This is a genomic window from Zemynaea arenosa, from assembly GCF_004614185.1.
Classification (GTDB): domain Bacteria; phylum Pseudomonadota; class Gammaproteobacteria; order Burkholderiales; family Burkholderiaceae_D; genus Telluria; species Telluria arenosa.
This window is the reverse complement of sequence record NZ_SPVF01000147.1, coordinates 1-23,047: the sequence shown is the minus strand read 5'-3', so window position 1 is coordinate 23,047 and position 23,047 is coordinate 1. Positions and strand designations below refer to the sequence as shown.

Here is a 23,047-nt window from a genome sequence, read left to right as displayed (position 1 = left end):
GCGTCCCAGCGCGCATCGGCGAAATCACCGGCGCTGTCGCCGCAGCCGAGCAGGTCGACCTGCAGCACGCCATACCCCTGCGCGGCCAGCGCGCGCGCGGCCAGGGCCACGGCACGGCGCGACTTGTTCATCTCTTCGCCAAACGGATGGACGTAGACATACCCGCCGCGGCACGGGCCGGCCGGCGGGTGGAACAGGCAGAAGCGCGCCGCGTCGCCCGAGCCGAGGAAGAACGGCTGGGCGGGCGGCCGCGGCGGGGTGTGGCTCATTGACCGGTTTTGCTCTGCACGAAGGCGACCAGGGTACCCACGGTTTCAAAGGTGGAGGCGCTGATCTCGTCGTCGTCGATGGCGATGCCGAAATGCTCTTCGAGCGCGCCGATCAGGTTGACGACGGCCATCGAGTCGAGCTCCGGGACGCTGCCCAGCAGGGCCGAATCGGCCGTCAGGGACTGGGCGTTGGGCAGGGCGAGCACGTCGCCGAGGATGGTGCGGACTTCGTTGAGGTACATGGAGGAATCCATCGATGAGAAAAAGAAAACGGCGCGTCAGGCGCGCGCCACGGCACTGGGCGCGGTGGCGGCGTCGCCGGTCGCGCCGGTACGCCGCCCCACGCGGTTGCGGACCGCATAGTAGGCCAGCAGCGTCTTGCCGGCCAGGGTGCGGTTGTTCACGATCTCGACACCGTACACCGGCGTGGACTGGTCCATCCACATCTGCTTGTACGAATCGGTGCCGAGCAGGAAATCCACAACTTTCACATTGTCGACCTCGCGCACGTGACGGATCATGCGCTCGGTCAGCAGGCTGCCCGGCGAATGGCGGTCGGTGTCGCGGTCCTGGGCCAGCTTGAAGATATACGCGCGCCCGCCATCGACCAGCCACAGCTGGCTGGCGGCCACGCGCTCGCCCAGGTACAGCAGGCCCAGGCGGACGCGGCCATGCGCGGCGCCCCATTCGATCAGCCAATTGATGAAGGCGGGCGAGGGTTCGCGGTGCTTCCAGCTCTTGTGGTAGCTCTGCCAGTACGCGGCGATCTGCTCCGGCGTGGGCGTGCTGGTGATCTCGAAGCGGTGCTGGGCGCGCTCCAGCACGCGGCCCTTGCGGCGCAGCGTGTTGCGCAGCTGCGAGGGCCGGTTGGCCCAGTAGCGGCCGATATCCTCGACGTCGGCGTAGTAATTGGTGGACAGCAGGTAGCGGGTCGAATGCAGGCCCAGTTCGGCCGCCGCCGCCTGCAGGTCGTCCGCCTCGGCAGCCTGCTGCGGCTCGACGCCGAGCGCCAGCCAGGAGCCGAAGTTGCGGTGGCAGGCGCGCAGCAGCTGGCCCCAGGCGGCGCGGTGGCTCAGGCGGTCCTGGTCGAACAGCAGGTCGATGCGCGGGGTGTAGTAGTTGGACAGCAGGCGCACTTCGCAGCGCCCGGCGCGGCCGCGCAGCACTTCCACGGGGGCAGCCACGGTCGGCGCGCCGCGCTCGAACACCACCAGCCAGCCGAAGCGGGCGCTTTGCTGGCGCGGGCGGATCGAACGCTCGAACGAGGCAAGCGAACGGAACCAGTCGGGCGTGGCGAACACGCCGTGCGGCGCGTGGGCTGCCAGCCAGTCGGTCAGGTCGGAGGGCATCGGCTGGTCCAGCGGGAACAGCTTGCTCTCCGGGCCCTCGCCGCCCTGCAGGCGGGCCTGCACCCGGGCGCTCAGCAGCGCGCGGCAGGCGCGCCAGAACGGCGCCATGTCGCCGCGCCGCCAGAAGGTGAAGTAGGCGGGCTTGCCATACGGACGCAGGGAGCGCTGGCGGCGCACCTGTTCCCAGTAGGCTAGCGGGATGCGCTCGCAGTCGTACCAGGCTACCGGAGTCAGCGGCTTGGGCGCTGGCAGGGGCTGGCCGAGGGCGATCAGGAATTCCAGGTACGGCTGGTTGAAGCCGGCGGCGATGCACAGTTCGGACCAGAAGTCGGTGCGGCCGACGGTCGGCTCGATCACCCAGTAGCGGCCGTCCGGACCTTTCTTGAGCTCCAGCGACACGGGGCCGGACAGGTTGAAGCCCGCAAAAAATTGCTCGGTCAGGCGCAGCACCTCGGGTTCCTCGACCGTCTCGGCGATGGTGGTCTGGCCGCGCGCGGGCGGGAAGGAGGCCAGCTTGCGGCCCACCATGCCCTGCACAGTGCGCCCGCGGTCCAGCACCAGGGCGCCGAAGTACAGCGAGGTGTCGTCCCCGGCGATGTATTCCTGCACCACGATCGGCAGGTCAGCCTGGTAGCGGGCAATCACGTCGGCCAGCTTGGCCGGGGTGTGGGCCAGCGCGGTCTTGAACGAAGACAGCGGGCGGGCCGGTTTCAGGATCAGGGGATAGCCGAACGTGGCCACCGACGCGAGGTCGGCGTCGCTGGTGATGACGGCCGATTTCGGATAGAGCAGGCCCTGCTGCAGGGTGACCGGCTCCAGCTCCTCCTTCTGCTGCAGCCGGAGCATGGCCGGGCCCTGGCCGGCCCAGCTCAGGAGATACTGGTCCGCCACCTGGTCGAAGCTACTGGCCAGTGCGCGCACATGGTTATCGTTGGTGGCGAACAGCACCACCTGGTCGAACGGAATGGACGACCGAATGTCACGCAGCACATCGGGCAGGGCGCCGGCGTCGAGCACGGGCGCCGTAAACACGTGGCGGATCACCTTGCTGGCGGACCCCACCATCAAAGTACTGTCGAGCGCGTACACCGGCACGCCCTCGCGGTGCAGTCCGCGCATGACGGACAGGGCGTGGCTGCAAGTGCCAAGAACGAGGGCTGCGCTGCGCATGAAGAATCGGCCGAGCGGTTGAGTTACCGCAATACTGTTTTGTTAAGGCAAAATGATGCCATAGAACGGCGGCAAGTATAACCGTGCGCGTGCGGAATTCCGACGCGCTTCGCAGGAAGCGAAGGGCTCCGCCAGAGGGAAGAACGGCTCGGCAATGGTTCAATTTTTTTAATAGTTGTTGCATTCGTGCCACGATTATTTCCACTGTGCTTTTAGCAATCGGGCAATTTCTGGCGTGAGTCCTGCTAAAATCGCTTGTCCAACATCAATGGTCGTCCCGTCCTGCCCGTGAACCAGACAAACAAAGAGATCGCCAAGGGCGCGGCCTGGATGGTGCTGTTCAAGTTCATCGACCGCGGCATCGGTCTGATGAGCACGCTCGTGCTGGCGCGCCTGCTGGTGCCCGCCGACTTCGGCCTGATCGCGATCGCGATGATGATCATCAACGCGCTGGCGCTGCTGATCAATTTCAACTTCGACGTCCACCTCATCCAGAACAAGTCGGCCGGGCGCGCCCAGTTCGACACCGCCTGGACCCTCAACGTGATCCTGTACGGCCTGCTGGCGCTGACCCTCGCCGTGCTGGCCCGGCCCGCGGCCGGCTTCTATGCCGAGCCGCGCCTGGCGGGCGTGATGTATGTCCTGGCGCTGGGCCTGGCCATCCAGGGCTGCAGCAATGTCGGGCTGGTGCAGTTCCGGCGCGAGATGCGCTTCGACCGCGAATTCAGGTTCATGCTGGCCAAGCGCGCCGCCCCGGTGGCGGTGACCATCCCGATCGCGCTGTGGCTGCACAGCTACTGGGCGCTGGCGCTGGGCCAGCTGGCCGGGACCTGCGGCTCGGTCGCGCTGTCCTACTTCATGAGCACCTACCGGCCGCGCCTGTCGCTGGCCGCGCGCAGCGAGCTGCTGCACTCGTCCAAATGGCTGCTGGCCAACAGCGCGCTGGAATTCCTGAATGGCCGCGCGGCCGAACTGGTGATCGGTAAATACGCGGGCGCGGCCGGGGTCGGTGTGTACACGATTTCGAGCGAGATCTCGACCCTGCCGACCACCGAGCTGGTGGCGCCGATCAACCGTGCCGCCTTCCCCGGCTACGCCAAGGTCGCGCACGAGCTGCCCCAGCTGCGCCACAGCTTCCTGTCCGTGATCTCGATGATCGCCGTGTTCGCCATTCCCGCGGGCCTCGGCATCGCCTGCGTGGCCGACCTGATGGTGCCCGCCGTGCTCGGCGAGCGCTGGCTGCACGCGATCCCGCTGATCCAGGTGCTGGCGCTGTACGGCATGCTGGGCGCGCTGCACACCAATATCAATTACGTCTACCTGGCAGTGGGCAAGCAGCGCCTGATCACCGGCATCCTGTTCACCCATTTCCTGATCTTGATTGCGCTGGTGCTGCCGCTGACGGCCCACTATGGCGCCATCGGCGCGGCCTGGGCCTTCCTCGGCACCGCCGTGATGATGATGCCGGTGAACCAGTGGCTGATTACCCGCCAGCTGCAGCTGACCGCCTTCGGCTACCTGGCCCGCACCTGGCGCCCGACGGCGGCCGGGATTGTGATGGCGGCCACGCTGCTCGGCTTCAAGCAGGCGCTGCCGGTGTCCGGGACGGCCAGCTACGTGGCAGCGCTGCTGGCCTCGGTGGCGGTGGGCGCGGTGGTGTATGGGCTGGTGCTGTTCGTGCTGTGGCGGCTGTCGGGCAAGCCGGAGGGCCCGGAGCGCGTGTGCCTGAACGGCATCGAGCGCCTGCTGGGCCGGGCTGGGCTGGCGATCCGGCTGGGCTGACGATTTTGTTTCGAATAATTAACTGATAAGATTCCCCGGCCACACGGCCACGGACCCGTACGACAACAGGATTCCCATGAGCGATCTGATCCATCAATTCATTTTCGAGTCCGCGCGCCGCACCCCGGCCGCCGAAGCCCTGGTCTATGGCGACCGCCGCCTGGACTACGCGGCGCTGGCGCAGGCCGTGTCCGATGCCGCCCACGGCCTGCTGGCCCAGGGGCTGCAGAAGAGCGAGCGCGTGGCCGTCTACCTGGAAAAGAACATCGAAAACGTGGCCGCCATGTTCGGCGCGGCCCATGCGGGCGGCGTGTTCGTGCCGGTCAACCCGCTGCTGAAACCCGAGCAGGTCGGCTACATCCTCAGCGACTGCAATGTGCGCGTGCTGGTGACCTCCGCCGACCGCCTGCGCCTGCTGGGCGAGACGCTGGCCAGCTGCCCCGACCTGCACACCGTGATCGTCACGGGCAGCGGCGAGCTGCCCCAGCTCACCCGCCTGCAGGTGCTGCGCTGGCAGGACGCGATGCAGGGCGCCGGGGCCCGGCCGGGCCACCGCGTGATCGACACCGACATGGCGGCCATCCTGTACACCTCCGGCAGCACCGGGCGCCCGAAAGGCGTGGTGCTGTCGCACCGGAACATGGTGGCGGGCGCGAAGAGCGTGGCCAGCTACCTGGAGAACACCCCGGCCGACCGCATCCTGGCCGTGCTGCCGCTGTCGTTCGACTACGGCCTGTCGCAGCTGACCACCTCCTTCCACGTGGGCGCGACCGCGGTGCTGATCAACCACCTGCTGGCGCGCGACGTGCTGAAAGCCGTGGTGGCCGAGCGCATCACCGGCCTGGCCGCGGTGCCGCCGCTGTGGATCCAGCTGGCGCCGCTGCCGTGGCCTGCCGACTGCACCCTGCGGTACCTGACCAATTCCGGCGGCGCCATGCAGCGCCCCACGCTGGACGCCCTGCGCGCCGCGCTGCCGAACGCCAAGCCGTTCCTGATGTACGGCCTGACCGAAGCCTTCCGCTCCACCTTCCTGCCGCCGGAAGAACTGGACCGCCGCCCCGATTCGATGGGCAAGGCGATCCCGAACGCCGAGGTGATGGTGCTGCGCCCCGACGGCACCGAGTGCGCGCCCAACGAACCGGGTGAGCTGGTGCACCGCGGTGCGCTGGTGTCGCTCGGCTACTGGAACGACAAGGCCAAGACGGCCGAGCGCTTCAAGCCCTTCGTGTCGCCGCAATACGGCCTGCCGCTGGTGGAGATGGCCGTCTGGTCCGGCGACACCGTGCGCCGCGACGAAGACGGCTTCCTGTACTTCATCAGCCGCGCGGACGAGATGATCAAGACCTCCGGCTACCGCGTCAGCCCGACCGAGGTCGAGGAAGTGGTCTACGCGCGCGACAAGATCGGCGAGGCGGCCGCCCTCGGGGTCGAGCATCCGACCCTGGGCCAGGCCATCCTCGTCATCGCCTACCCGCGCGACGGCGCAAGCGTGACCGACAGCGAACTGCTGGCCGCCCTCAAGCCGCACCTGCCAGCGTACATGCTGCCGCAGAAGGTGCTGATCGCGCCGTCCCCGCTGCCGCGCAACCCGAACGGCAAGATCGACCGCAAGCTGCTGTCGACCCAGTACGCCAATGTCTTCATGGAGAACGCGCAGTGAGCAATTCCGCAGTTGCAGTCCCCGCCGCCAAGCCGCGCCCCCAGCACGCGCCCCTGACCCAGTTCGAGGTCGCGGGCGACGAGCTGCTGGTCGGCGGCATGCCTCTCACGCGGCTCGCCGCGCGCGTGGGCCAGACCCCTTTCTATGTGTACTCCCGCGCCGCCATGACGGCGCGCGTGCAGGAGCTGCGCCGCCACCTCCCGCCCGAGATCCACCTGCACTACGCGATGAAGGCCAACCCGATGCCGGCCGTGGTGCAGCACATGGCGGGGCTGGTCGACGGTCTCGATATCGCCTCCGGCGGCGAGCTGGCGGTGGCGCTGGACACGCCGATGTCGCCCGACTTCATCAGCTTTGCAGGACCGGGCAAGAGCGATTCGGACCTGACCCGCGCGATCGCCGCGGGCGTCACGCTGAATCTTGAATCCGAAGGCGAGATGGAACGCGCCGCCATCATCGGCCGCCAGCTCGGCGTGGTGCCGCGCGTGGCGGTGCGGGTGAACCCGGACTTCGAACTCAAATCCTCCGGCATGAAGATGGGCGGTGGCCCCAAGCAGTTCGGCGTGGACGCCGAGCGCGTGCCCGAGATGCTAGCGCGGATCGGGGAGCTGAAGCTGGACTTCCAGGGCTTCCACATCTTCAGCGGCTCGCAGAACCTGAAGGTGGCAGCCCTGCAGGAAGCACACGAGAAGACTTTCGCGCTGGCGATCCGCCTGGCCGCGCATGCGCCCACGCCGCTCAAGACGCTGAACATCGGCGGCGGCTTCGGCATCCCCTATTTCCCGGGCGAGGAGCGGCTCGACCTGGCCGCCGTCGGCGCCAACCTGAAGGCCATGCTGCCGGACGTGCTGCCGCAGCTGCCGGGCGTGGAGATCGTGATCGAACTGGGGCGCTACCTGGTGGGCGAGGCGGGTCTGTACGTGTGCCGCGTGGTGGACCGCAAGGTCTCGCGCGGCCAGGTCTACCTGGTCACGGACGGCGGCCTGCATCACCACCTGTCGGCTTCGGGCAACTTTGGCCAGGTGATCCGCAAGAACTACCCGGTCGTCATCGGCAACCGGGTGCGCGGCACGGAGCGCGAGACCGTGTCCGTGGTCGGCCCGCTGTGCACTCCGCTCGACCTGCTGGCCGACCAGATGGAACTGGCGCGCGCCGACGTGGGCGACCTGGTGGCGGTCTACCAGTCCGGCGCCTATGGCCTCTCGGCCAGCCCGAGCGGCTTCCTGTCGCATCCGAATGCGGTCGAAGTGCTGGTCTGAGTCGCGGCACACAACAATACAGAGACAACGAGGAATACCATGTCTGGCTTGAGTGGATGGATCGGGTACGGCGCCAGCGCCGCCGACAATCAGGGCGTGATCGAGAAGATGGCGGGCCCGCTGGCACGCTTCGACGGCCATGCCGTGCAGACGGCGCCGCTGGCCCGCGCCGCGCTGGCGCTGGCCGCGCCGGAGGGCAGCGCGCTGCTGTACCGGCACGAGGGCGTGGCGCTGGCCCTGTGGGGCAATGTGGCCCTGCGCGACCAGGCACTGCTGGCGCAGGCCGGTGAGCAGGGCCTCGGCCAGACCCTGGTCGACCTGTGGCGGCGCGCCCCGCAAGCGGTATGCGAGGCGCTGCACGGCGCCTTTGCGCTGGCCATCGTCGACGAGAAGAGCGGCGAGGCGCTGCTGGCCACCGACCGCATGGCCACCTTCCCGCTGTCCTGGCGCCTGGCCGGCGAGACCCTGGTGTTCGGCACCACGATGGATGCCATCGGCCTGCACCCGGCCACGCCGCACGAGATCGACCCGCAAGGCCTGTACAACTACGTCTACTTCCACATGATCCCGGGCCCGGCCACGGTGCACAAGCACGTGCAGCGCCTGCAGCCGGGCTACTGCCTGACCTACCGCCAGGGCCGCGTGGAGACCAAGCCTTACTGGAACATGGACTTCACGCACGGCGAAGGCGCCGGCGAATCCTTCGGCACCCTGAAGGAGGAATTCAAGTCTCTGCTGCGCAGCGCCGTGGCGGAAGCGGCGGAAGGAACGCAAATCGGCGCCTTCCTCTCCGGCGGCACCGACAGCTCCACCATCTCCGGCATGCTCACGCAGGTTCTCGGCAAGCCCGCCAAGACCTACTCGATCGGCTTCGAAGCGCAAGGCTACGACGAGATGGAGTATGCGCGCATCGCCTCGCGCCACTTCGGCACCGAGCACCACGAGTACTACGTGACGCCGGACGACGTGGCCGCCGCTATCCCGCAGGTGGCGGCCGTGCACGACCAGCCGTTCGGGAACGCCTCCGCGCTGCCCGCCTACTACTGCGCGCGCATGGCCCGCGCCGACGGCGTCACCCGCATGCTGGGCGGCGATGGCGGCGATGAACTTTTCGGCGGCAACGAGCGCTATTCGAAGCAGCACGTGTTCGCGATCTACGACCGGGTGCCGGCGGTGCTGCGCAAAGGCCTGCTGGAGCCGGTGGTCTTCAATTTCCCGGCGGGCGACGCGATCAAGGTGGTGCGCAAGGCGCGCAGCTACATCGAGCAGGCCAAGGTAGGCATGCCCGCGCGGCTGGAGACCTACAACCTGCTGGGCCGCTACGGCGCCGCGCAGGTGTTCACGGACGATTTCCTGAAATCGGCCAACCTGGGCGACCCGCTGGCCTGCCTGGAGCGCGACTACGGCCGCAGCGAAGCCAAGACCCTCATCAACAAGATGCTGGCGCTGGACTTCAAGATCACGCTGGCGGACAACGACCTGCCCAAGGTGGTGCGCTCGTGCGAGCTGGCCGGCATGGACGTGGCCTTCCCCTTCCTGAACGATGCGCTGGTGGCCTTCTCGGGCCGCCTGACCCCGCAGCAGAAGCTCAACGGCACCCAGCTGCGCTGGTTCTTCAAGGAGGCGCTCAAGGACTTCCTGCCGATGGAGATCATCACCAAGGAGAAGCACGGCTTCGGGCTGCCGTTCGGCGTGTGGCTGCAGGGCCACCCGCAGCTGCAGGCGCTGGCCACCGACTCGCTGTCGGACCTGCGCCAGCGCGGCATCGTGCGCCCCGAGTTCATCGACCAGCTGCTCGGCCAGCACCTCAAGGAGCACGCGGGCTACCACGGCACCATGGTGTGGGTGCTGATGATGATGGAGCAGTGGTTCCGGCAGCGTCCCCAGGCCTGACCCATCCCGGCCCCATGCACTGCCACCCGCGCAGGGGCCGTTTTGCCACCGCCAGACACTTTGTTATTGCTACCGTGCCCGGTTGCGTGTCACCATAGTTGATGTACTTATTCAACTATCTTGTCGAGGTTCTTATGTCCCGTAGTTCCAAACGCCTCGCGCTGGCGACCGCCGTGTCCGGCGCGCTGCTGATCGGCGCCGGCCTGGCAGGCTGCCACTCCCAATCGACCGAGCAGCTGCTGGCCGAGGCCAAGCAGTACGAGCAGAAGGGCGACAACAAGGCCGCCCTGATCCAGCTGAAGAACGCGGCCACCAAGTCCCCGGAAGCGGCTGACGTCCGTCTCCAGCTGGGCGACCTGTACACCAAGACCTCCGACTATCTGTCGGCCGAGAAGGAATACCGCAAGGCGCTGGAACTGAAGGTGCCGAAGGAGCGTGTGCTGCTGCCGCTGGCCAAGGCCATGATCGTGCAGAACCAGTTCCAGAAAGTGCTGGACGAAACCGCGGACCACGCCACCACGCCCGAGATCATCACCGTGCGCGGCGAGGCCTACCTGGGCTTGAACGACCTGCCGCATGCAAAGGAGCAGTTCGAGGCCGCGCTCAAGCTGAAGCCGGAGTACGCGGATGCCCTGATCGGCATGGCGCGCTACTCGATGGCCACGCGCGACCTGGACAGCGCCTCCAAGTACGCGGACGAAGCAATCGCCAAGAATCCGAAGAACGACGATGCGCTGTTCTTCAAGGGCGCGATGCTGCGCGCCACCGGCAAGCCGCTGGAGGCCATCGCGGCCTTCGACCAGGTGGCCAAGCTGAATCCGGAGCACCGCTTCGCCTACGTGGAAAAGGCGGCGCTGGAAATCTCACAGAACAAGCTCGATGCCGCCCAGGCCGACCTGGACCTGGCCAAGAAGCAGAACCCCAACAGCCTGCAGGTGCTGTACACCGACGCGCTGCTGCAGTTCACGCGCGGGCACAGCGCGAAGGCGCTGGAGATCCTGACCAAGGTGCTGCGCGTGGTGCCGGACCACTATCCGAGCATCCTGCTGGCCGGCGCCTGCGAGGTGAACACCGGGGCCAACGAGCAAGCCAACCAGCACCTGCGCAAGTACATCGAGAAATACCCGAACAACATCTATGCCCGCAAGCTGCTGGCGGCCACGCTGCTGCGCGGCGGCCAGGCGCCGGATGCGCTGGCGGTGCTGGCCCCGGCCCTCAAGGACAACGCCACCGACCCGCAGCTGATGGCGCTGGCCGGCCAGGGCCACCTGGAGGCGCGCGAATTCGGTAAGGCCTCGGAGTACTTTGACAAGGCCGCCAAGCTGGAGCCGCAGGCGGCCAGCCTGCGCACGTCGCTGGGCCTGGCCAAGCTGGGCGAAGGCGATGCCGACGACGCGATCCGCGAACTCGAAAAGGCCGCCGAACTCGATGCCAAGACGCCCAATGCGGCACTGGCGCTGATCCGCACCGAGATGGGCCTGAAGCAGTACGACAAGGCGCTGGCCGAAGTGAACAAGCTGGAGAAATCCACGCCGAACAACCCGGTCATCCTGAACATCAAGGGCGGCGTGCTGCTGGCCAAGCAGGACCGCGCGGGCGCGCGGGCGGTCTTTGAAAAGGCGGTGGCGGCCAAGCCGGACTACTTCCCGGCCGTGGCCAACCTGGCGCAGCTGGACGTGGGCGACAACAAGCTGGCCGATGCGCGCAAGCGCCTGCAGGCCTTCGTCGACAAGAACCCGAAGAGCGCGACCGGCATGTCGGCGCTGGCCTCGCTGGCGCTGCGCGAGAACAAGGTGCCGGAAGCCACCAGCTGGCTGGAGAAGGCCAACGCGGCGAACCCGGACGACGTGGGCCCGGCCCTGCAGCTCGGCACCTTCTACCTGCGCCAGGGCGAGAAGCAGAAGGCGCTGACCCTGATCCGCAAGTACCAGACCGTCAACCCGACCAATGCCGACCTGCTGGACCTGCTGGGCCAGATCCAGGTGTCGAGCGCCGACCTGCCGGGCGCGCTGGAAACCTTCAGCAAGCTGGTGAACGTGCAGCCGAAGTCGCCGCTGGCGCAGATGCGCCTGGCGGGCGTGCACATGATGATGAAGAACGATTCACTGGCCGAGGACGACCTGAAGAAGGCGCTGCAGCTGGACCCGAACTTCATCGAAGCGCAGATGGCCCAGGTGGAACTGCACGTGCGCCGTAACCGCCCGGACGACGCGCTGGCGGTGGCGCGCGCGATGCAGAAACAGCGCCCGCGCCTGCCGGTCGGGTTCGCGGTGGAAGGCGATATCTACATGGCGCAGCGCAAGCCGGAGCTGGCGCTGAAGGCCTACGAGCAGGCCTTCGACCGCATGAAATCGTCTGACATGCTGATCAAGGTGGTGAACGCGATGACCGCCTCCGGCAAGGTGAAGGAAGCGGACGCGCGCCTGGCCGCCTGGCGCAAGGAGCGCCCGAACGATCTGATGGTTGCGATGGCCGTGTCCGATCGCCTGCTGGCCAACCGCCAGTACAAGGAGGCCCTGCCGATCCTGGAACAGCTGGCCACCAAGCCGGTCACCCAGGTGGCGGCGCTCAACAACATGGCCTACGCCTACCAGCAGCTGAAGGATGGGCGTGCCGCAGCCACCGCCGAGCAGGCGCTCAAGCTGGCGCCGGAAAATGCGGCCGTGAACGACACGCTGGGCTGGATCCTGGCCGAGCAGGGCGACCACAAGCGCGCGCTGCCGCTGCTGCAGAAGGCCAGCAAGCTGGCTCCGGACCTGCCGGACGTGCGCTACCACCTGGCGGTGAGCCTGTCGCGCACCGGTGACAAGGCCGGTGCGAAGAAGGAATTGGAGCAGCTGCTGGCCAAAAACCAGGGCTTCGCCCAGGCCGACGAGGCGCGCGCGCTGCTCAAGCAGCTCTGATCGGCCGCCGTCCAGACCGGGCCGCAGGCCGCCCCTCCGGGGGCGGCCTGCGGCCTGTCTGTTTTTCGGCCTCCCGGAAGGGGTAAATGTAGCAAACGGAGAAATTTAGCGAGACGCAACGTTGCATTTGGAATAGAATACGCTTGACTTATCAGCAATTGTCGAACTTTCATTACCCGCCAGAAAGTTCTCTGACATTTCTTGCAACTCATGCACTTCGACTTCAAAATGATGATCGATCGTCTCCTCGGCCGGCGGGACTTGCTCGTTCCGTACTTCGACTTTGACAAGGTTCTGCGCAACGTGGTCGAGTCCGCGGTGCTCAAGGACATCCGCAAGCTGCGCTACGAGGTGTACTGCCTCGAGTGCCACTTCCTGGACGAAAAGGAATACAACGACGGCCAGGAAGCGGACGAGTACGACGCCTCCTCGATTCACTTCGCCGCCTATACGATCGACCGCAAGGACATCGTCGGGACCGTGCGCCTGGTGCAGCCGGCCGACGATCAGGTCTATCCGTTCCAGAGTCACTGCGCGCCGTTCGACCACTTCGTGTTCCCGCCGCGCGAGCAGGCCGCCGAGATCTCCCGCCTGGTGGTGCGCAAGACCCACCGCCGCCGGCGCGGCGACTCGATGGAAGGTATCTCGGAAGATTTCCGCGAGAAGGGCAAGCTGTCGGATGTGAAGCCGAAGCCGATCATCGGCAAGGAAAAGCGCGGCAACAGCCCCTTGCTGATCCTGGGCATGTACCGCGAAATGTACCGCTACAGCCGTGCCAACGGCATCCGCTACTGGTACGCCGCCATGGAGCGGTCGCTCGCCAAGTCGCTGGAGAAGATGGGATTCGAATTTGTGCCGATCGGCCCCCAGACCGACTACTATGGCCCGGTGACGCCATTTATTGCCGATTTGAATGACCTGAACGCACGGTTACAATTGGAGAACAAATTTCTTGCGGCATGGTTTAATGACGAGCGCATCCCTATCTGGATCTTGTTGAAGACCCTGATAGGCAATATGTTTGGCTCTTCCTCCACCCGCTGATCCCGGCCCGTGGACGCCGGGGAGCCTCTGGATTAGGCTCCCGATGGCCCCTCTGTTACGAAAAACCGATAGCGACACGACGGCCGTCCGGCCGGACCTGCCCGCATTCACGCCCTCCCCCGACCAGCTGGCGAGCAAGGTGTTCCGCTCCTTCGCCGGCAGCAAAATGGCGGATGTGCCGCGCGATATCTTCCGCTTGCGCTACGAGGTCTACTGCCTCGAATGCGCGTTTCTGGACCCGGCCGATTTCCATGCCCAGATGGAGTTCGACGAGTACGACGCCTGTTCGCATCATTTCGCCGCTTACAGCATCGACGAGACGCTGGTGGGCACGGTGCGGCTGGTGCGCCCACCCGCCGGGGAGCAGGAGTGGCCGCTGGAGCGCCACTGCCGCCTGTATCCGGAGGTGACGCTGCCGCCCACCGCGGAAACTGCCGAAATCTCACGGCTGGCCGTGCGCAAGACGCACCGCCGGCGGCGGTCCGACTCCTTGTGGGGGATGCCAGGCCGCCTGAGCCTGGAAGAGATCGAGGAGCCGCCGCCGCATGCGCTGCGCAGCCGGGAATCGCCGATGCTGCTGCTGGGGCTGTACCGTGAGATGTACCGCTACAGCCGTGCCAACGGGGTGCGCTACTGGCTGGCCGCGATGGAGCGGGCGCTGGCGCGCTCGCTGGAGCGGATGGGATTCCGCTTCCGCCCGATCGGGCCGCAATGCGATTACTACGGGGCGGTCACGCCCTATATCCTCGACCTGCACGCCCTGTATGAGAATCTGGCGGCCAGCAATCCCGCGCTGGCCACCTGGTTTGCCGAGCCCGCCTGAGAGCGAGCCCGGCTGTCAGGGTCAGCCCTGATACAGGCTGCCGTCCGCGATGCTGATCTGCTTGGTGACGTTGGTCTTGAAGCTGTGCACTGCGATGTACGGTGCGGTCGGCAGCTTTTCGCCGGCCATCGCCGCGCAGAACATGGTCATCGCATGCGCCGCCACGCCGAAGCTGCCGGCCGCGATCTGCGAGGCCGGGCACGGCTTGCCGTCATCCATGATGGTCAGGGCCTTGGCCACTTCGCGCACCACGGTCTCGTCTAGGTGGGCGCCGATGCGCGCCATCACGCGGCCGAACACGGCGGTGTAGTTCAAGTTGCCCTCGGCGGCGGCCGCTTCCACGTCGCGCATCAGGATTTCCGGGAGCGAATTGCCCGAGTTCGGCGGGAAGTACAGCACCGCGCTGCCGAAGCCGACATTCATCGCGGTGAAGATCGGCTTGCCTTGGGCCGCGGCATTGCCGTGCAGGCCCAGCACCGCTTCCAGGTCCACGAAGTCGATGGTGTCGAAGATGATGTCCACCTGGCTAACCAGGTCGGCGGCGTTGTTCTTGTCCAGCATGGCCACGTGCGCCTCGACCTTGGCTTCCGGGTTGATGCGCAGGATGTGCTTCTTCAGGGCCTCGACCTTGTAGGCGCCAACGTCCTCGAAATCGAAGAACTGGCGGTTCAGGTTATGGGCGTCGACGGTGTCGCCATCGATCAGCACGAAATTCTGGAAGCCGGTGCGGGCGGCGCAGATCACCGGGCCCGAGCCGAGGCCGCAACCGGCGAACAGCACGCGCGTATTGCGGATCTTCTCCTGCAGGTCCGTCGGGATATAACCGTTGTTGCGGGTGACGAAGGTATCGTAGTTGAAGGTGGCCATGGGAGCTCGCTGTTGGGGTTGGGAAACACCCATAATGGTAGTGCAGTTCTGTCCACGCAGGCCATGTTTTTGTGTTGCAGACGAGTCAAGGCACCCGCAGTGGGGGCAAGCTATGTGCTTTACCTCACGTTCACTCTGTCGAGATTCTTTACAGTTGCATTTCCCATCATGGATGGTTTGAGGACGGTCAAAAGATTGCCTGTTTAAAATCAATGACTTACACGGAACTTTTTAAGCTGGCACGCGTTGTGCTTTATAGCTCGTCGTAGAAGCCGTGAACCAACTCTTGTGAGGGAATCAAAAAATGAAACTGAACAAAATTGCAAGCGTCCTGGCAGGTGCAGCTCTGGCAGTCGGCGCAGCAGCTCCGGCCAGCGCAATCACCCTGACCGCAGGCGACCTGAAGATCACCATCAACGCGTTTGACGCCGGCACCACCGGCTACACCGGCGCGGGCGTGGTCTGCAACACCGTCGCCACCTGCGACACCAACGCCACCAACCACGCCGCCCGTTCGTTCGGCAGCGAAGACACCTGGGGTATCTTCTCGGTGCAGTCGATCTCGCGCGTCTCCGACGGCGGCCTCATCTTCACCGCAGGCCAGGGTGGCCAGTACCTGACCGGCGTGTTCGGCGGCATCTCTGACACCCGCGTGTCCGTGATCGCTGGCGACGAAGAGAACGTCGTGACCGCGTACGGCACCGGCGGCTGGCTGAACATGTACTACAACTCGGCCAACTACAACAGCGCTCTCGGCCCGACCGGCCGCGATCTGGTGGATCCGACCAAGTACACCGGCATCACCGGCGGCACCCTGGCCCTGTCGGCTGTGTTCTCCCCGGAAGTGTCGGGTAGCGCAACCCTGAACGGCTACTCCTACCGTTCGCAGTTCGGCGACGTGACCCTGGCCGGTGTGGGCCAAGGCTTCCTGGACGTGACCGGCGGTTCGCTGGCCGCCCAGCTGAACACCAACTCGGAATTCGATCCGAAGGGTGGCGCGCACGACATGTTCCTGAAAGTGACCTACGCTCCGAGCGCCCAGTCCGCAGCTGCCGGCTGGACCGTGGACGCGACCGGTGACGTGCAGGCGAACGCTCTGCCGGAGCCGGCTTCGATCGCCGTGTTCGGCCTGGGCCTGGCTGGCATCGCCGGCCTGCGCCGCCGCAAGTCGAAGTAATTCGACCATCACGGCCTTCGACAGAACCGCCGGGCGCGAGCCTGGCGGTTTTCTCTTGAATCCCCGCTGCGTGCGCAAGCACCGCGGGGATTTTTTCATGGGCGCGCCGGACGCGCGGCCGGGTCCGGTGCAATGAGGCGGAGGCCGCTCAGGGCTGGGGTTCGGGCTGGTGCAGGTCAGGCGGCTGCTCGTCCTGCTGGCGGGGCGAGATGAAGGCCTTGTGGAACAGGTGGCGCGCCAGCAGCAGCGGTGGCATGCGCAGCCAGTTGCCGCGCACGTAGAGGCAGAAGCGGGCCGCGCCGGTGAGGGCATCGGCGCAGCTCGGGTGGTCCGGCTGCAGGGCGCGCAGGAACAGGGCGTCCATCAGCCGCAGCAGCAGGGGGTTCGGCGCGCCCGCCTGGGCGGCGGCGGCCATGGCGGCCTCTGGCACGGGCGTGCCCAGCATCCGCGCGCCGTAGCGCAGCATGTAGAACAGCGGCCGGGTCAGTTCCTGCTCGATGGCGCGCGCCTGCAGCGCCGGCCAGAAGGCCGGATCGGCGCCGAAGTGCAGCAGCAGCCGGTGCTGGTCGAGCAGGTCGCGCAAGCCCTTGTCGAATTCGCCGTCGAAGAACAGGTGCACCGCGCTGTGGAGCACCAGGTCGGCCGGGGCCAGCATGCGGTAGCCCGGCGCGGCGGGTACGGCGGCCGCGCGCAGCTTGGCCGGATCCGGATGCACTGGCGCGGTCTCGGGCAGGATGGTGTGGTGCACGTCGATCACGCTGCGGCGCCGGTAGTGCATCAGCGGCGGGATCTCGTGCATCCAGCTGCGGTAATAGCGCTGGTCGTAGGCGTCGTGGTGGGTAGTGGCCCAGCCGTGCAGCATCAGCGCCGCTTCCACCTCATCGAGGCGGTCCTTGGGGACCAGCACGTCGATGTCGGAAAACAGGCGGCCGCGCCCCGCGGGCAGGCCGGCCGCCAGGTAGGCCGCGCCTTTCATCAGGATCAGTTCGACCCCCGCCTCGGCCAGCGCGGCGCGGATCCGCGTGAGCTCGAAATGGGCGGCCTGCTCGTGGCGTTCCAGCGCCACCCGGGTCCACAGCAGATGCTCGCGCGCGGGCGCCGGGATGCGCTCCAGCAGCCCCTCGTCCTCCACCTTGCGCAGCAGGCTGCCGGACAGCTGGGTCTCGGCGCACTGGCGCAGCAGCAGGTCCCAGTCCGCCAGATTCAGCCGGCCCAGCAGGCCGGGCTCGCGCCACACGCGGATGGCCAGCGCGTCCGTCATGCGCCCTCCGCCAGGCGCTCGAACACCGCCACCGCATCGTCCAGGCGGCTGTAGGTGAATTCGTAGCTGTCGCTCGCGTCCATCAGCCCGGCCAGGGTGTCGAAGCCGTGGACGCCAAGGCGGCTGTAGTTAAACGCGTTCTCGGCCACACGCATGAAGGAGCGCGGGCGGGGCACCGGCGTCAAGGCGGCCTCCGCCCCGGCCTGCCAGCGCGGATAGACCACCCAGCCGGGCGCGGCCGGTTCGAGTGCGCGCGCCACCGCATCCGGCGGCGGCTTCAGGTGGGCCACGGTGCCTTTGTCGGTGTCGCGCACGGGCGGGCTCATCACGCAGCCGGGCAGGTAGTCCTGCATGATGCCGATCGAGGCGTTCTTCAGGCTGACCGGGCGCGGGTTCGGCACGATGTCCGTGCTGCCCAGCCGCACCATGGCCAGCTCGTCCGACAGCAGCCGCCAGCCGCGGTGGACCAGGGCCGCGCACAGGGTGCTCTTGCCGGAGCCCGGCGGAGCGGGCAGGATCGCGGCCCGGCCGTTGCGTTCGATGACGGCGGCGTGGATCACCAGCCAGCCGAGGGCGTGCGCGGCCACGCACCAGTTCATGCCCCACTCGAAGGCGGGGAAGGCGTGGTTCAGCGGGAGCGGACGGAACGGCTGATGGCCGTCGTAGACGAAGCGCACCTGTGGATGCCAGACGCGGCGCACGCCGCCGGGGGCGCGCATCTCAAGGTGGAAGTCGGCGAACTCCGGGCTCTCCAGCGGATAGTCGCCGTACAGCAGGCCGAGCCCGTCCGCCACGCTGGCAATGCGCGTGCGCAGCCGGGTCACGAAGGGGCCGGTGCGCAGCCAGATGCCCTCGCCCGCCAGCCGGCGGCGCAGCTGCGCGGAACTCAGGGCGGACACATGGGTCATGTGGAACGCTTCAGGCAGGTTCGATCAGGTGGAGGCTGTGGAGGCTGGCCAGCAGGGTGTCCAGTTCTTCGGCCAGGCCGGGCTCGGCGGCGTCCAGCTCCAGCGCCTGCGCCAGCTGGGCCTGCAACTCGGCCGGGCTGGCCGCATTGTGCCTGAGAGCATCGAGAATGTGAATCGCCGGGGCGCCCAGCAGGTGGGTGTCGCCGGTGAGGTTGTTGTAGAGGGCATGTTCGCCCTCCCAGGTGCGGATGTGCAGCTGCAGGCCCGGCGCCAGCTGCCAGGCGGCCGGAGTGGCGGTCAACTCAGCCCTGCGTGCGGGTCAGGTAGTCGACCAGCTGGGCGCCGTTCCAGGTGACGGTCGCGTTCACCTTGTACACCCCGGTCATCCAGTATTCCTTCCAGATGGCGCGCACTTGGTCGGCGGTCAGGAACGAGGTCTTGCCGGTCCGGGCGTTCAGGTAGGCGGCGATGATGTGGTTGGCCACCTTGTTGACGTCCCAGGTCTGCGGATCCAGCAGCAGGCCGCAGGTGGTGGTGTTGAGCAGGAACTTGGATGCGTACGGCACTTTGGTGTAGCCGCCGCCGCAATAGAAGATGTCCTTGAAGCGGGTGGCCTTGGTGCAGTTGGCCGGCCACGACGAGCTGGCGCAGTTCTTCCAGTAGCCCGGCGAGCGGCCGACGCAGACCAGGTTGTCGATCTTCTGGCTGGTCAGCTTGCCGGACAGGTAGCCCGACGGCGCGCGGCACACCAGTTCAGTGGCCATGCCTGGCTGGCTGGCCAGCGTCATCAGGACGCCCGACGCGCCCAGGCCGGCCTTGGCGAAGCGGCGGCGCGCCGCACCGGCGCGGTCCAGTCCGTCCTGGTCCAGGTTGTCCGGCAGCGTGGGGTCGAGCCCCTCTGGCTGTTGTTCGGTTGCCACGTCAGTATCCCTCGTTCGTTGGAGCGGTCAGGCCGCTGCATGTTTATGATACAGACGAAGCAATTTCTGTACCATAAAAATGTCCACGATTATTTTTTGTTGCGAATCAAGAACTTGGCTCGCGCGCTGGGCGGGAAGCTTGCACCTGCTCAAAAACTTGGCAGTGAATGTCAAGTTTCCCGACAGTCGGTCCCTCTGGGTCAGAAGAAGCTTTCCGGGATCACCAGCACGTCGCCCGGCCGCATCATGGTGTTGGCCGAGATGTCGCCTTCCTTGATCAGGTCGTTGAGGCGGACGTTCAGTTTCTGTTGCTTGCCGTCCACAGTGCGGATGATGGAGGCGCGGTTGCCGGCGGCAAACTCGGTGACCCCGCCCACCTGGATCAGCACGTCCAGCAGCGACATGTCGCGCCGGTAGGGCAGGGCTTGCGGCTTGGCGGCCTGGCCGATCACGCGGATCTGTTCGTCATACGTGCCCACGAAGCCGGTCACGATCACGGTCACCACCGGCTGCTGGATGAACTTGGCCAGCGCCTTCTCGATGTCGCGCGCCAGTTCGGTCGAGGTCTTGCCCGCGGCCGGCAGGTCTTCCACCAGCGGCGCGGTCAGCTTGCCGTCCGGACGCACCGGGAACGCACCCGACACTTCCGGGTTGCGCCAGACGGTGATGTTGACCGAATCGCCCGGGCCGATCACGTAGTCGGGCGAGGGTGCCGCCGCGTCCATCTTGGGCGCGGGCGTGCCGCTGGTGCTGGCGCAGCCGCCCAGGGCCAGGGCCGAGGCCGCAACCGCCAGCCATGCGAAGAGTTTGTGCAGAGTGTTCACGGAAGGTCCTCGTTTTGCGATATGTCGTGCACGGCTCAGCTTGCCGTAAGAGGTTGCAATAATACCATTGGTTTTTTCCCTCGGAGCTACTTTTGTTGCAGTAGATCGCGGATGAATGTTGCGGGAATCGCATATGTGATCCCGCTGGGGCTGGTGATCGCCGTTTCCTTCAGGCCTTTCACGAACACCATATTGATGACGCCGACCACGGCCCGGGTCTCGGGGTCGTACACGGGGCTCCCGCTGTTGCCGGGGTAGGCGGTGCCGTCCAGCTGCAGGATGGTCAGCGGCGGCTTCTTGAGGTTGGCGATCTGGCGGGCGTCGAGCTGGCGCGCGCTGATGGAGGGAATCACGATCGGGGTGATGGCCGACAGCATCGCGTGGTGGGTGACCGGGTGCAGGCCCAGCACCATCCCGAGCGGAAAGCCGGTGAAGGCCAGCTGCTGGCCCTCGGCCAGGCTGCCGGCGTCGCCAATGGCCAGCGCGGGCAGCGGCTTGCCGCCCACGCGGATGTGGGCCAGGTCGTGCTCGCGGTCCAGCTGCACCGAGATGGCCGGGCGGAATTCGAACTGGTCCCCGGCGCCGACCACGATCCCGACCTGCTCGTTCTTTTCGGTGTCGACGAACGGCGGGATGACGTGGGCGTTGGTGATGATGTCCAGGCCGTCGCCGACCACGAAGCCGGTCCCGGAAAAATTCACCGACGGGCTGCGCGTGCGCATGTACGAACCGACCGCGACGATCGAGGGTTTTACGGCGGCAATAGCGCGCACCATGTCGGCCGCGCCGACCGGGCCGCTCAGGCAGAGCAGGGCCAGGCCGGCCAGGAGCAGGGTGCGGCGGAACAGGTTCGGCATGGCGGGCCTCGTACGTGCAGGAAGGAAATCCAAACCACGATACCAGAACAGTAAGGATTTGTGACCGCCGGGAGCGGTTCGAGACCGCGAATGTCAACGTCCCGACACAAGTTTGGTTCATTCTTGATAACAGTTCCTCGACCGTTGCGTGAGCGGAACAATAATTTCACTTTGATAAACATTAAAGTAGGCAAGAGCGGATTCTTCCGGTAACCTGTGCGGTTCGGATCGCTGTGTCCGGCAGACACACTTTGTCTACAGGCAAGCGATCTGGTGTATGATGGCGAACGTTGATTTAGTGCAATTTCAACAAGATTGGCGCCCGCGGCGCTGCCCCTCCGGCGAGAGAAAGAACGATGTCTGAATTGATGGCCATGCTGATGACCTTCCTGAAGGCAATCGGCAAGTACCGCTGGTATGCGGTAGCAATTTCCTGGGTGGTGGCGCTGATTGGCTGGACGGTGGTGTATTTCATGCCGAACGACTACCAGTCCTCGGCCCGCGTCTACGTCGACACCCAGTCGATCCTGCGTCCGCTGCTGGCCGGGATGACCACCCTGCCGCCGGTCGACCAGCAGGTCACCTTCATGCGCCGCACCCTGATCAGCCGTCCCAACGTCGAGCGCGTGATGCGCATGGTCGACCTGGACGTGAAGGCCAAGTCGGTCAAGGACCACGAGAAGATGGTCGATGAGCTGATGTCCAAGATCACCATCGCCGGTACCGAGCGCGACGACATCTACACGATCTCCTACAACAACCCGAATCCCAAGCTCGGCAAGGACGTGGTGCAGTCCCTGCTGACCATCTTCGTGGAAGGCTCGTTCGGCGGCAAGAAACAGGACTCCGAAAAGGCGGTCCAGTTCATCGACGACCAGATCAAGGCCTATGAAGAGAAGCTGGCCGCCGCCGAGAACGCGCTGAAGGACTTCAAGATCCGCAACTTCGGCCTGTTGCCGCGTTCGGGCAGCGACTACGGCACCAAGATGGGCGAGCTGGCCGACCAGCTGCAGGCCGCCAAGCTCGAATACCTGGAGGCCGAGCAGGCCCGCAACGCCATCAAGCGCCAGATCACCGGCGAGGACCCGGTGCCGGTCACGGAACAGGTGGAAGCCTCGATCAATCCGGAACTCGACGCCCGCATCGGCGCGCTGCAGAAGGACCTCGACAAGCTGCGTCTGCAGTACACCGACAATCACCCGGACGTCGCCGCGACCAAACGTCTGATCACCCAGCTGGAAGACCAGAAGAAAGCGGAAGCCAAGCAGCGCAAGCGCAGCGGCGACCCGGGCGCCAACTACTCGCCGATGCTGCAGCAGATGAACGTGCAGCTGTCGATGGCCGAGTCGCGCGTGGCCAGCCTGAAGGCCCGCGTGGACGAGCTGCAGGCCAGGCTCGGCCAAGTCAAGTCGCTGAGCACCGCGGCCCCGGAGGTGGAAGCCCAGCTGACCCAGCTGAACCGCGACTACATGGTCAACAAGGCCAACTACGAGCAGCTGGTCGCCAAGCGTGACGCCGCCAAGCTGTCCGGCGACCTGACCTCGGCCACCGACATGCTGTCGTTCCGCGTGATCGATCCGCCCACCGCGCCGCTGCTGCCGGCCGGGCCCAACCGCCCGCGCCTGTACTCGGTGGTGCTGGTGGTCGCGCTCGGCGCCGGCCTCGGCATCGCGCTGCTGATGAGCCAGATCCGTCCGACCTTCCTCAGCCAGTCCGCGCTGCGCGACGTGACCGGCCTGCCGATCCTGGGCGCCATCGGCATGAACTGGACCGACGAGCAGAAGGTGCGCCGCAAGCGCCGCTTGTATGCGTTCAGCGCCTCCGTGGTGATGCTGTTCGGGCTGTATGCCGGCGTCATGGCCATCACTCTGATCCACGCGTCCGCGTAAGCGCAGCCACCAGGAGCGAATGTGAGCATTATCGAAAAAGCCGCGAACCGGATCGGCAGCAAGAAACCGGAAGCCGCCGCGCCCGCCGCGCGCATCGTCGAAGCGCACGTGGAGGTGCTGGATCCGCCAGTGGCGCCGCAGGCGGCCGCCCCGGTAGCCGCCCCCGTCAGCGCCCCGGCGCCGGTCCCGCCT

18 protein-coding genes and 1 pseudogene are annotated in these 23,047 nt (G+C 66.5%); 9 read left to right on the top strand and 10 right to left on the bottom strand.

Annotated elements, in window-relative coordinates; genetic code table 11:
* The 3 genes and pseudogenes from E4L96_RS11860 to E4L96_RS11850 all read right to left on the bottom strand — a co-directional run.
* Nucleotides 1-269: pseudogene (locus E4L96_RS11860) on the bottom strand (hydrolase 2, exosortase A system-associated); the annotation flags it as partial.
* Nucleotides 266-511, bottom strand: a complete 246-nt coding sequence (locus E4L96_RS11855; RefSeq protein WP_135207430.1) for an acyl carrier protein — start codon at nucleotides 509-511, stop codon at nucleotides 266-268. The pseudogene E4L96_RS11860 and the gene E4L96_RS11855, both read right to left, overlap by 4 nt.
* A 36-nt stretch (nucleotides 512-547) precedes the next feature.
* Entirely contained in the window at nucleotides 548-2,788 is a 2,241-nt protein-coding gene (locus E4L96_RS11850) for a GNAT family N-acetyltransferase (RefSeq protein ID WP_135207429.1), read from the bottom strand.
* A gap of 288 nt (nucleotides 2,789-3,076) precedes the next feature.
* Here E4L96_RS11850 and E4L96_RS11845 point away from each other — a divergent pair, with 288 nt between their 5' ends.
* The 7 genes from E4L96_RS11845 to E4L96_RS11815 all read left to right on the top strand — a co-directional run bounded on the left by E4L96_RS11845 (nucleotide 3,077) and on the right by E4L96_RS11815 (nucleotide 14,152).
* Nucleotides 3,077-4,570: a lipopolysaccharide biosynthesis protein gene (locus E4L96_RS11845; RefSeq protein ID WP_135207428.1), complete on the top strand. Its 1,494-nt coding sequence runs from the start codon at nucleotides 3,077-3,079 to the stop codon at nucleotides 4,568-4,570.
* Between the two features lie 76 nt (nucleotides 4,571-4,646).
* Nucleotides 4,647-6,230 carry an acyl-CoA ligase (AMP-forming), exosortase A system-associated gene (locus tag E4L96_RS11840; protein WP_135207427.1) on the top strand — a complete coding sequence of 528 codons (1,584 nt, stop codon included), beginning with the start codon at nucleotides 4,647-4,649 and terminating at the stop codon, nucleotides 6,228-6,230.
* Nucleotides 6,227-7,489, top strand: a complete 1,263-nt coding sequence (locus E4L96_RS11835; protein WP_135207426.1) for a pyridoxal-dependent decarboxylase, exosortase A system-associated — start codon at nucleotides 6,227-6,229, stop codon at nucleotides 7,487-7,489. Before E4L96_RS11840 ends, E4L96_RS11835 begins: the two co-directional genes overlap by 4 nt.
* A gap of 39 nt (nucleotides 7,490-7,528) precedes the next feature.
* A complete protein-coding gene (locus tag E4L96_RS11830; RefSeq protein ID WP_135207425.1) occupies nucleotides 7,529-9,382 on the top strand; it encodes an asparagine synthetase B family protein in 1,854 nt (617 codons plus the stop codon).
* A 134-nt stretch (nucleotides 9,383-9,516) separates the two neighbouring features.
* Nucleotides 9,517-12,285 (top strand): XrtA/PEP-CTERM system TPR-repeat protein PrsT, encoded by a 2,769-nt coding sequence (prsT, locus tag E4L96_RS11825; RefSeq protein ID WP_135207424.1) that lies wholly within the window; start codon nucleotides 9,517-9,519, stop codon nucleotides 12,283-12,285.
* 210 nt (nucleotides 12,286-12,495) lie between these two features.
* Nucleotides 12,496-13,329, top strand: coding sequence for a PEP-CTERM/exosortase system-associated acyltransferase (locus tag E4L96_RS11820; protein ID WP_135207431.1), 834 nt, complete (start codon nucleotides 12,496-12,498; stop codon nucleotides 13,327-13,329).
* Between the two features lie 43 nt (nucleotides 13,330-13,372).
* On the top strand, nucleotides 13,373-14,152 hold the full coding sequence (locus E4L96_RS11815; protein WP_135207423.1) for a PEP-CTERM/exosortase system-associated acyltransferase: 780 nt from the start codon (nucleotides 13,373-13,375) through the stop codon (nucleotides 14,150-14,152).
* Nucleotides 14,153-14,173: 21 nt separating this feature from the next.
* Here E4L96_RS11815 and E4L96_RS11810 read toward each other — a convergent pair whose 3' ends face one another.
* Entirely contained in the window at nucleotides 14,174-15,019 is an 846-nt protein-coding gene (locus tag E4L96_RS11810; RefSeq protein ID WP_135207422.1) for a ThiF family adenylyltransferase, read from the bottom strand.
* Nucleotides 15,020-15,323: 304 nt separating this feature from the next.
* On the opposite strand from E4L96_RS11810, the gene E4L96_RS11805 reads away from it, so the two are divergent.
* On the top strand, nucleotides 15,324-16,196 hold the full coding sequence (locus tag E4L96_RS11805; protein ID WP_135207421.1) for a PEP-CTERM sorting domain-containing protein: 873 nt from the start codon (nucleotides 15,324-15,326) through the stop codon (nucleotides 16,194-16,196).
* A gap of 148 nt (nucleotides 16,197-16,344) precedes the next feature.
* On the opposite strand, the gene E4L96_RS11800 is transcribed toward E4L96_RS11805, so the two are convergent.
* The 6 genes from E4L96_RS11800 to E4L96_RS11775 all read right to left on the bottom strand — a co-directional run bounded on the left by E4L96_RS11800 (nucleotide 16,345) and on the right by E4L96_RS11775 (nucleotide 20,966).
* A complete protein-coding gene (locus E4L96_RS11800; protein WP_135207420.1) occupies nucleotides 16,345-17,457 on the bottom strand; it encodes a nucleotidyltransferase domain-containing protein in 1,113 nt (370 codons plus the stop codon).
* Nucleotides 17,454-18,365 (bottom strand): HprK-related kinase A, encoded by a 912-nt coding sequence (locus E4L96_RS11795; RefSeq protein ID WP_135207419.1) that lies wholly within the window; start codon nucleotides 18,363-18,365, stop codon nucleotides 17,454-17,456. The genes E4L96_RS11800 and E4L96_RS11795 overlap by 4 nt, the downstream gene beginning before the upstream one ends.
* Before the next feature lie 10 nt (nucleotides 18,366-18,375).
* Nucleotides 18,376-18,666 (bottom strand): HPr-rel-A system PqqD family peptide chaperone, encoded by a 291-nt coding sequence (locus E4L96_RS11790; protein ID WP_135207418.1) that lies wholly within the window; start codon nucleotides 18,664-18,666, stop codon nucleotides 18,376-18,378.
* Nucleotide 18,667: 1 nt separating this feature from the next.
* Nucleotides 18,668-19,285, bottom strand: a complete 618-nt coding sequence (locus E4L96_RS11785) for a hypothetical protein (RefSeq protein ID WP_135207417.1) — start codon at nucleotides 19,283-19,285, stop codon at nucleotides 18,668-18,670.
* Nucleotides 19,286-19,485: 200 nt separating this feature from the next.
* On the bottom strand, nucleotides 19,486-20,109 hold the full coding sequence (locus E4L96_RS11780; RefSeq protein ID WP_135207416.1) for an XrtA/PEP-CTERM system exopolysaccharide export protein: 624 nt from the start codon (nucleotides 20,107-20,109) through the stop codon (nucleotides 19,486-19,488).
* A gap of 86 nt (nucleotides 20,110-20,195) precedes the next feature.
* Nucleotides 20,196-20,966 carry a S1 family peptidase gene (locus E4L96_RS11775; protein ID WP_135207415.1) on the bottom strand — a complete coding sequence of 257 codons (771 nt, stop codon included), beginning with the start codon at nucleotides 20,964-20,966 and terminating at the stop codon, nucleotides 20,196-20,198.
* 356 nt (nucleotides 20,967-21,322) lie between these two features.
* On the opposite strand from E4L96_RS11775, the gene E4L96_RS11770 reads away from it, so the two are divergent.
* Nucleotides 21,323-22,855, top strand: coding sequence for an XrtA system polysaccharide chain length determinant (locus E4L96_RS11770; protein WP_135207414.1), 1,533 nt, complete (start codon nucleotides 21,323-21,325; stop codon nucleotides 22,853-22,855).
* Nucleotides 22,856-23,047: the final 192 nt, after the last annotated feature.

Excerpts from the sequence above, each read along its gene's own strand:
- prsT (WP_135207424.1), top strand. The coding sequence starts at position 9,517 with ATGTCCCGTAGTTCCAAACGCCTCGCGCTGGCGACCGCCGTGTCCGGC.
- E4L96_RS11795 (WP_135207419.1), bottom strand. The coding sequence starts at position 18,365 with ATGACCCATGTGTCCGCCCTGAGTTCCGCGCAGCTGCGCCGCCGGCTG.
- E4L96_RS11805 (WP_135207421.1), top strand. The coding sequence starts at position 15,324 with ATGAAACTGAACAAAATTGCAAGCGTCCTGGCAGGTGCAGCTCTGGCA.
- E4L96_RS11800 (WP_135207420.1), bottom strand. The coding sequence starts at position 17,457 with ATGACGGACGCGCTGGCCATCCGCGTGTGGCGCGAGCCCGGCCTGCTG.
- E4L96_RS11770 (WP_135207414.1), top strand. The coding sequence starts at position 21,323 with ATGTCTGAATTGATGGCCATGCTGATGACCTTCCTGAAGGCAATCGGC.
- E4L96_RS11840 (WP_135207427.1), top strand. The coding sequence starts at position 4,647 with ATGAGCGATCTGATCCATCAATTCATTTTCGAGTCCGCGCGCCGCACC.
- E4L96_RS11775 (WP_135207415.1), bottom strand. The coding sequence starts at position 20,966 with ATGCCGAACCTGTTCCGCCGCACCCTGCTCCTGGCCGGCCTGGCCCTG.
- E4L96_RS11855 (WP_135207430.1), bottom strand. The coding sequence starts at position 511 with ATGTACCTCAACGAAGTCCGCACCATCCTCGGCGACGTGCTCGCCCTG.
- E4L96_RS11850 (WP_135207429.1), bottom strand. The coding sequence starts at position 2,788 with ATGCGCAGCGCAGCCCTCGTTCTTGGCACTTGCAGCCACGCCCTGTCC.
- E4L96_RS11830 (WP_135207425.1), top strand. The coding sequence starts at position 7,529 with ATGTCTGGCTTGAGTGGATGGATCGGGTACGGCGCCAGCGCCGCCGAC.
- E4L96_RS11820 (WP_135207431.1), top strand. The coding sequence starts at position 12,496 with ATGCACTTCGACTTCAAAATGATGATCGATCGTCTCCTCGGCCGGCGG.
- E4L96_RS11810 (WP_135207422.1), bottom strand. The coding sequence starts at position 15,019 with ATGGCCACCTTCAACTACGATACCTTCGTCACCCGCAACAACGGTTAT.
- E4L96_RS11815 (WP_135207423.1), top strand. The coding sequence starts at position 13,373 with ATGGCCCCTCTGTTACGAAAAACCGATAGCGACACGACGGCCGTCCGG.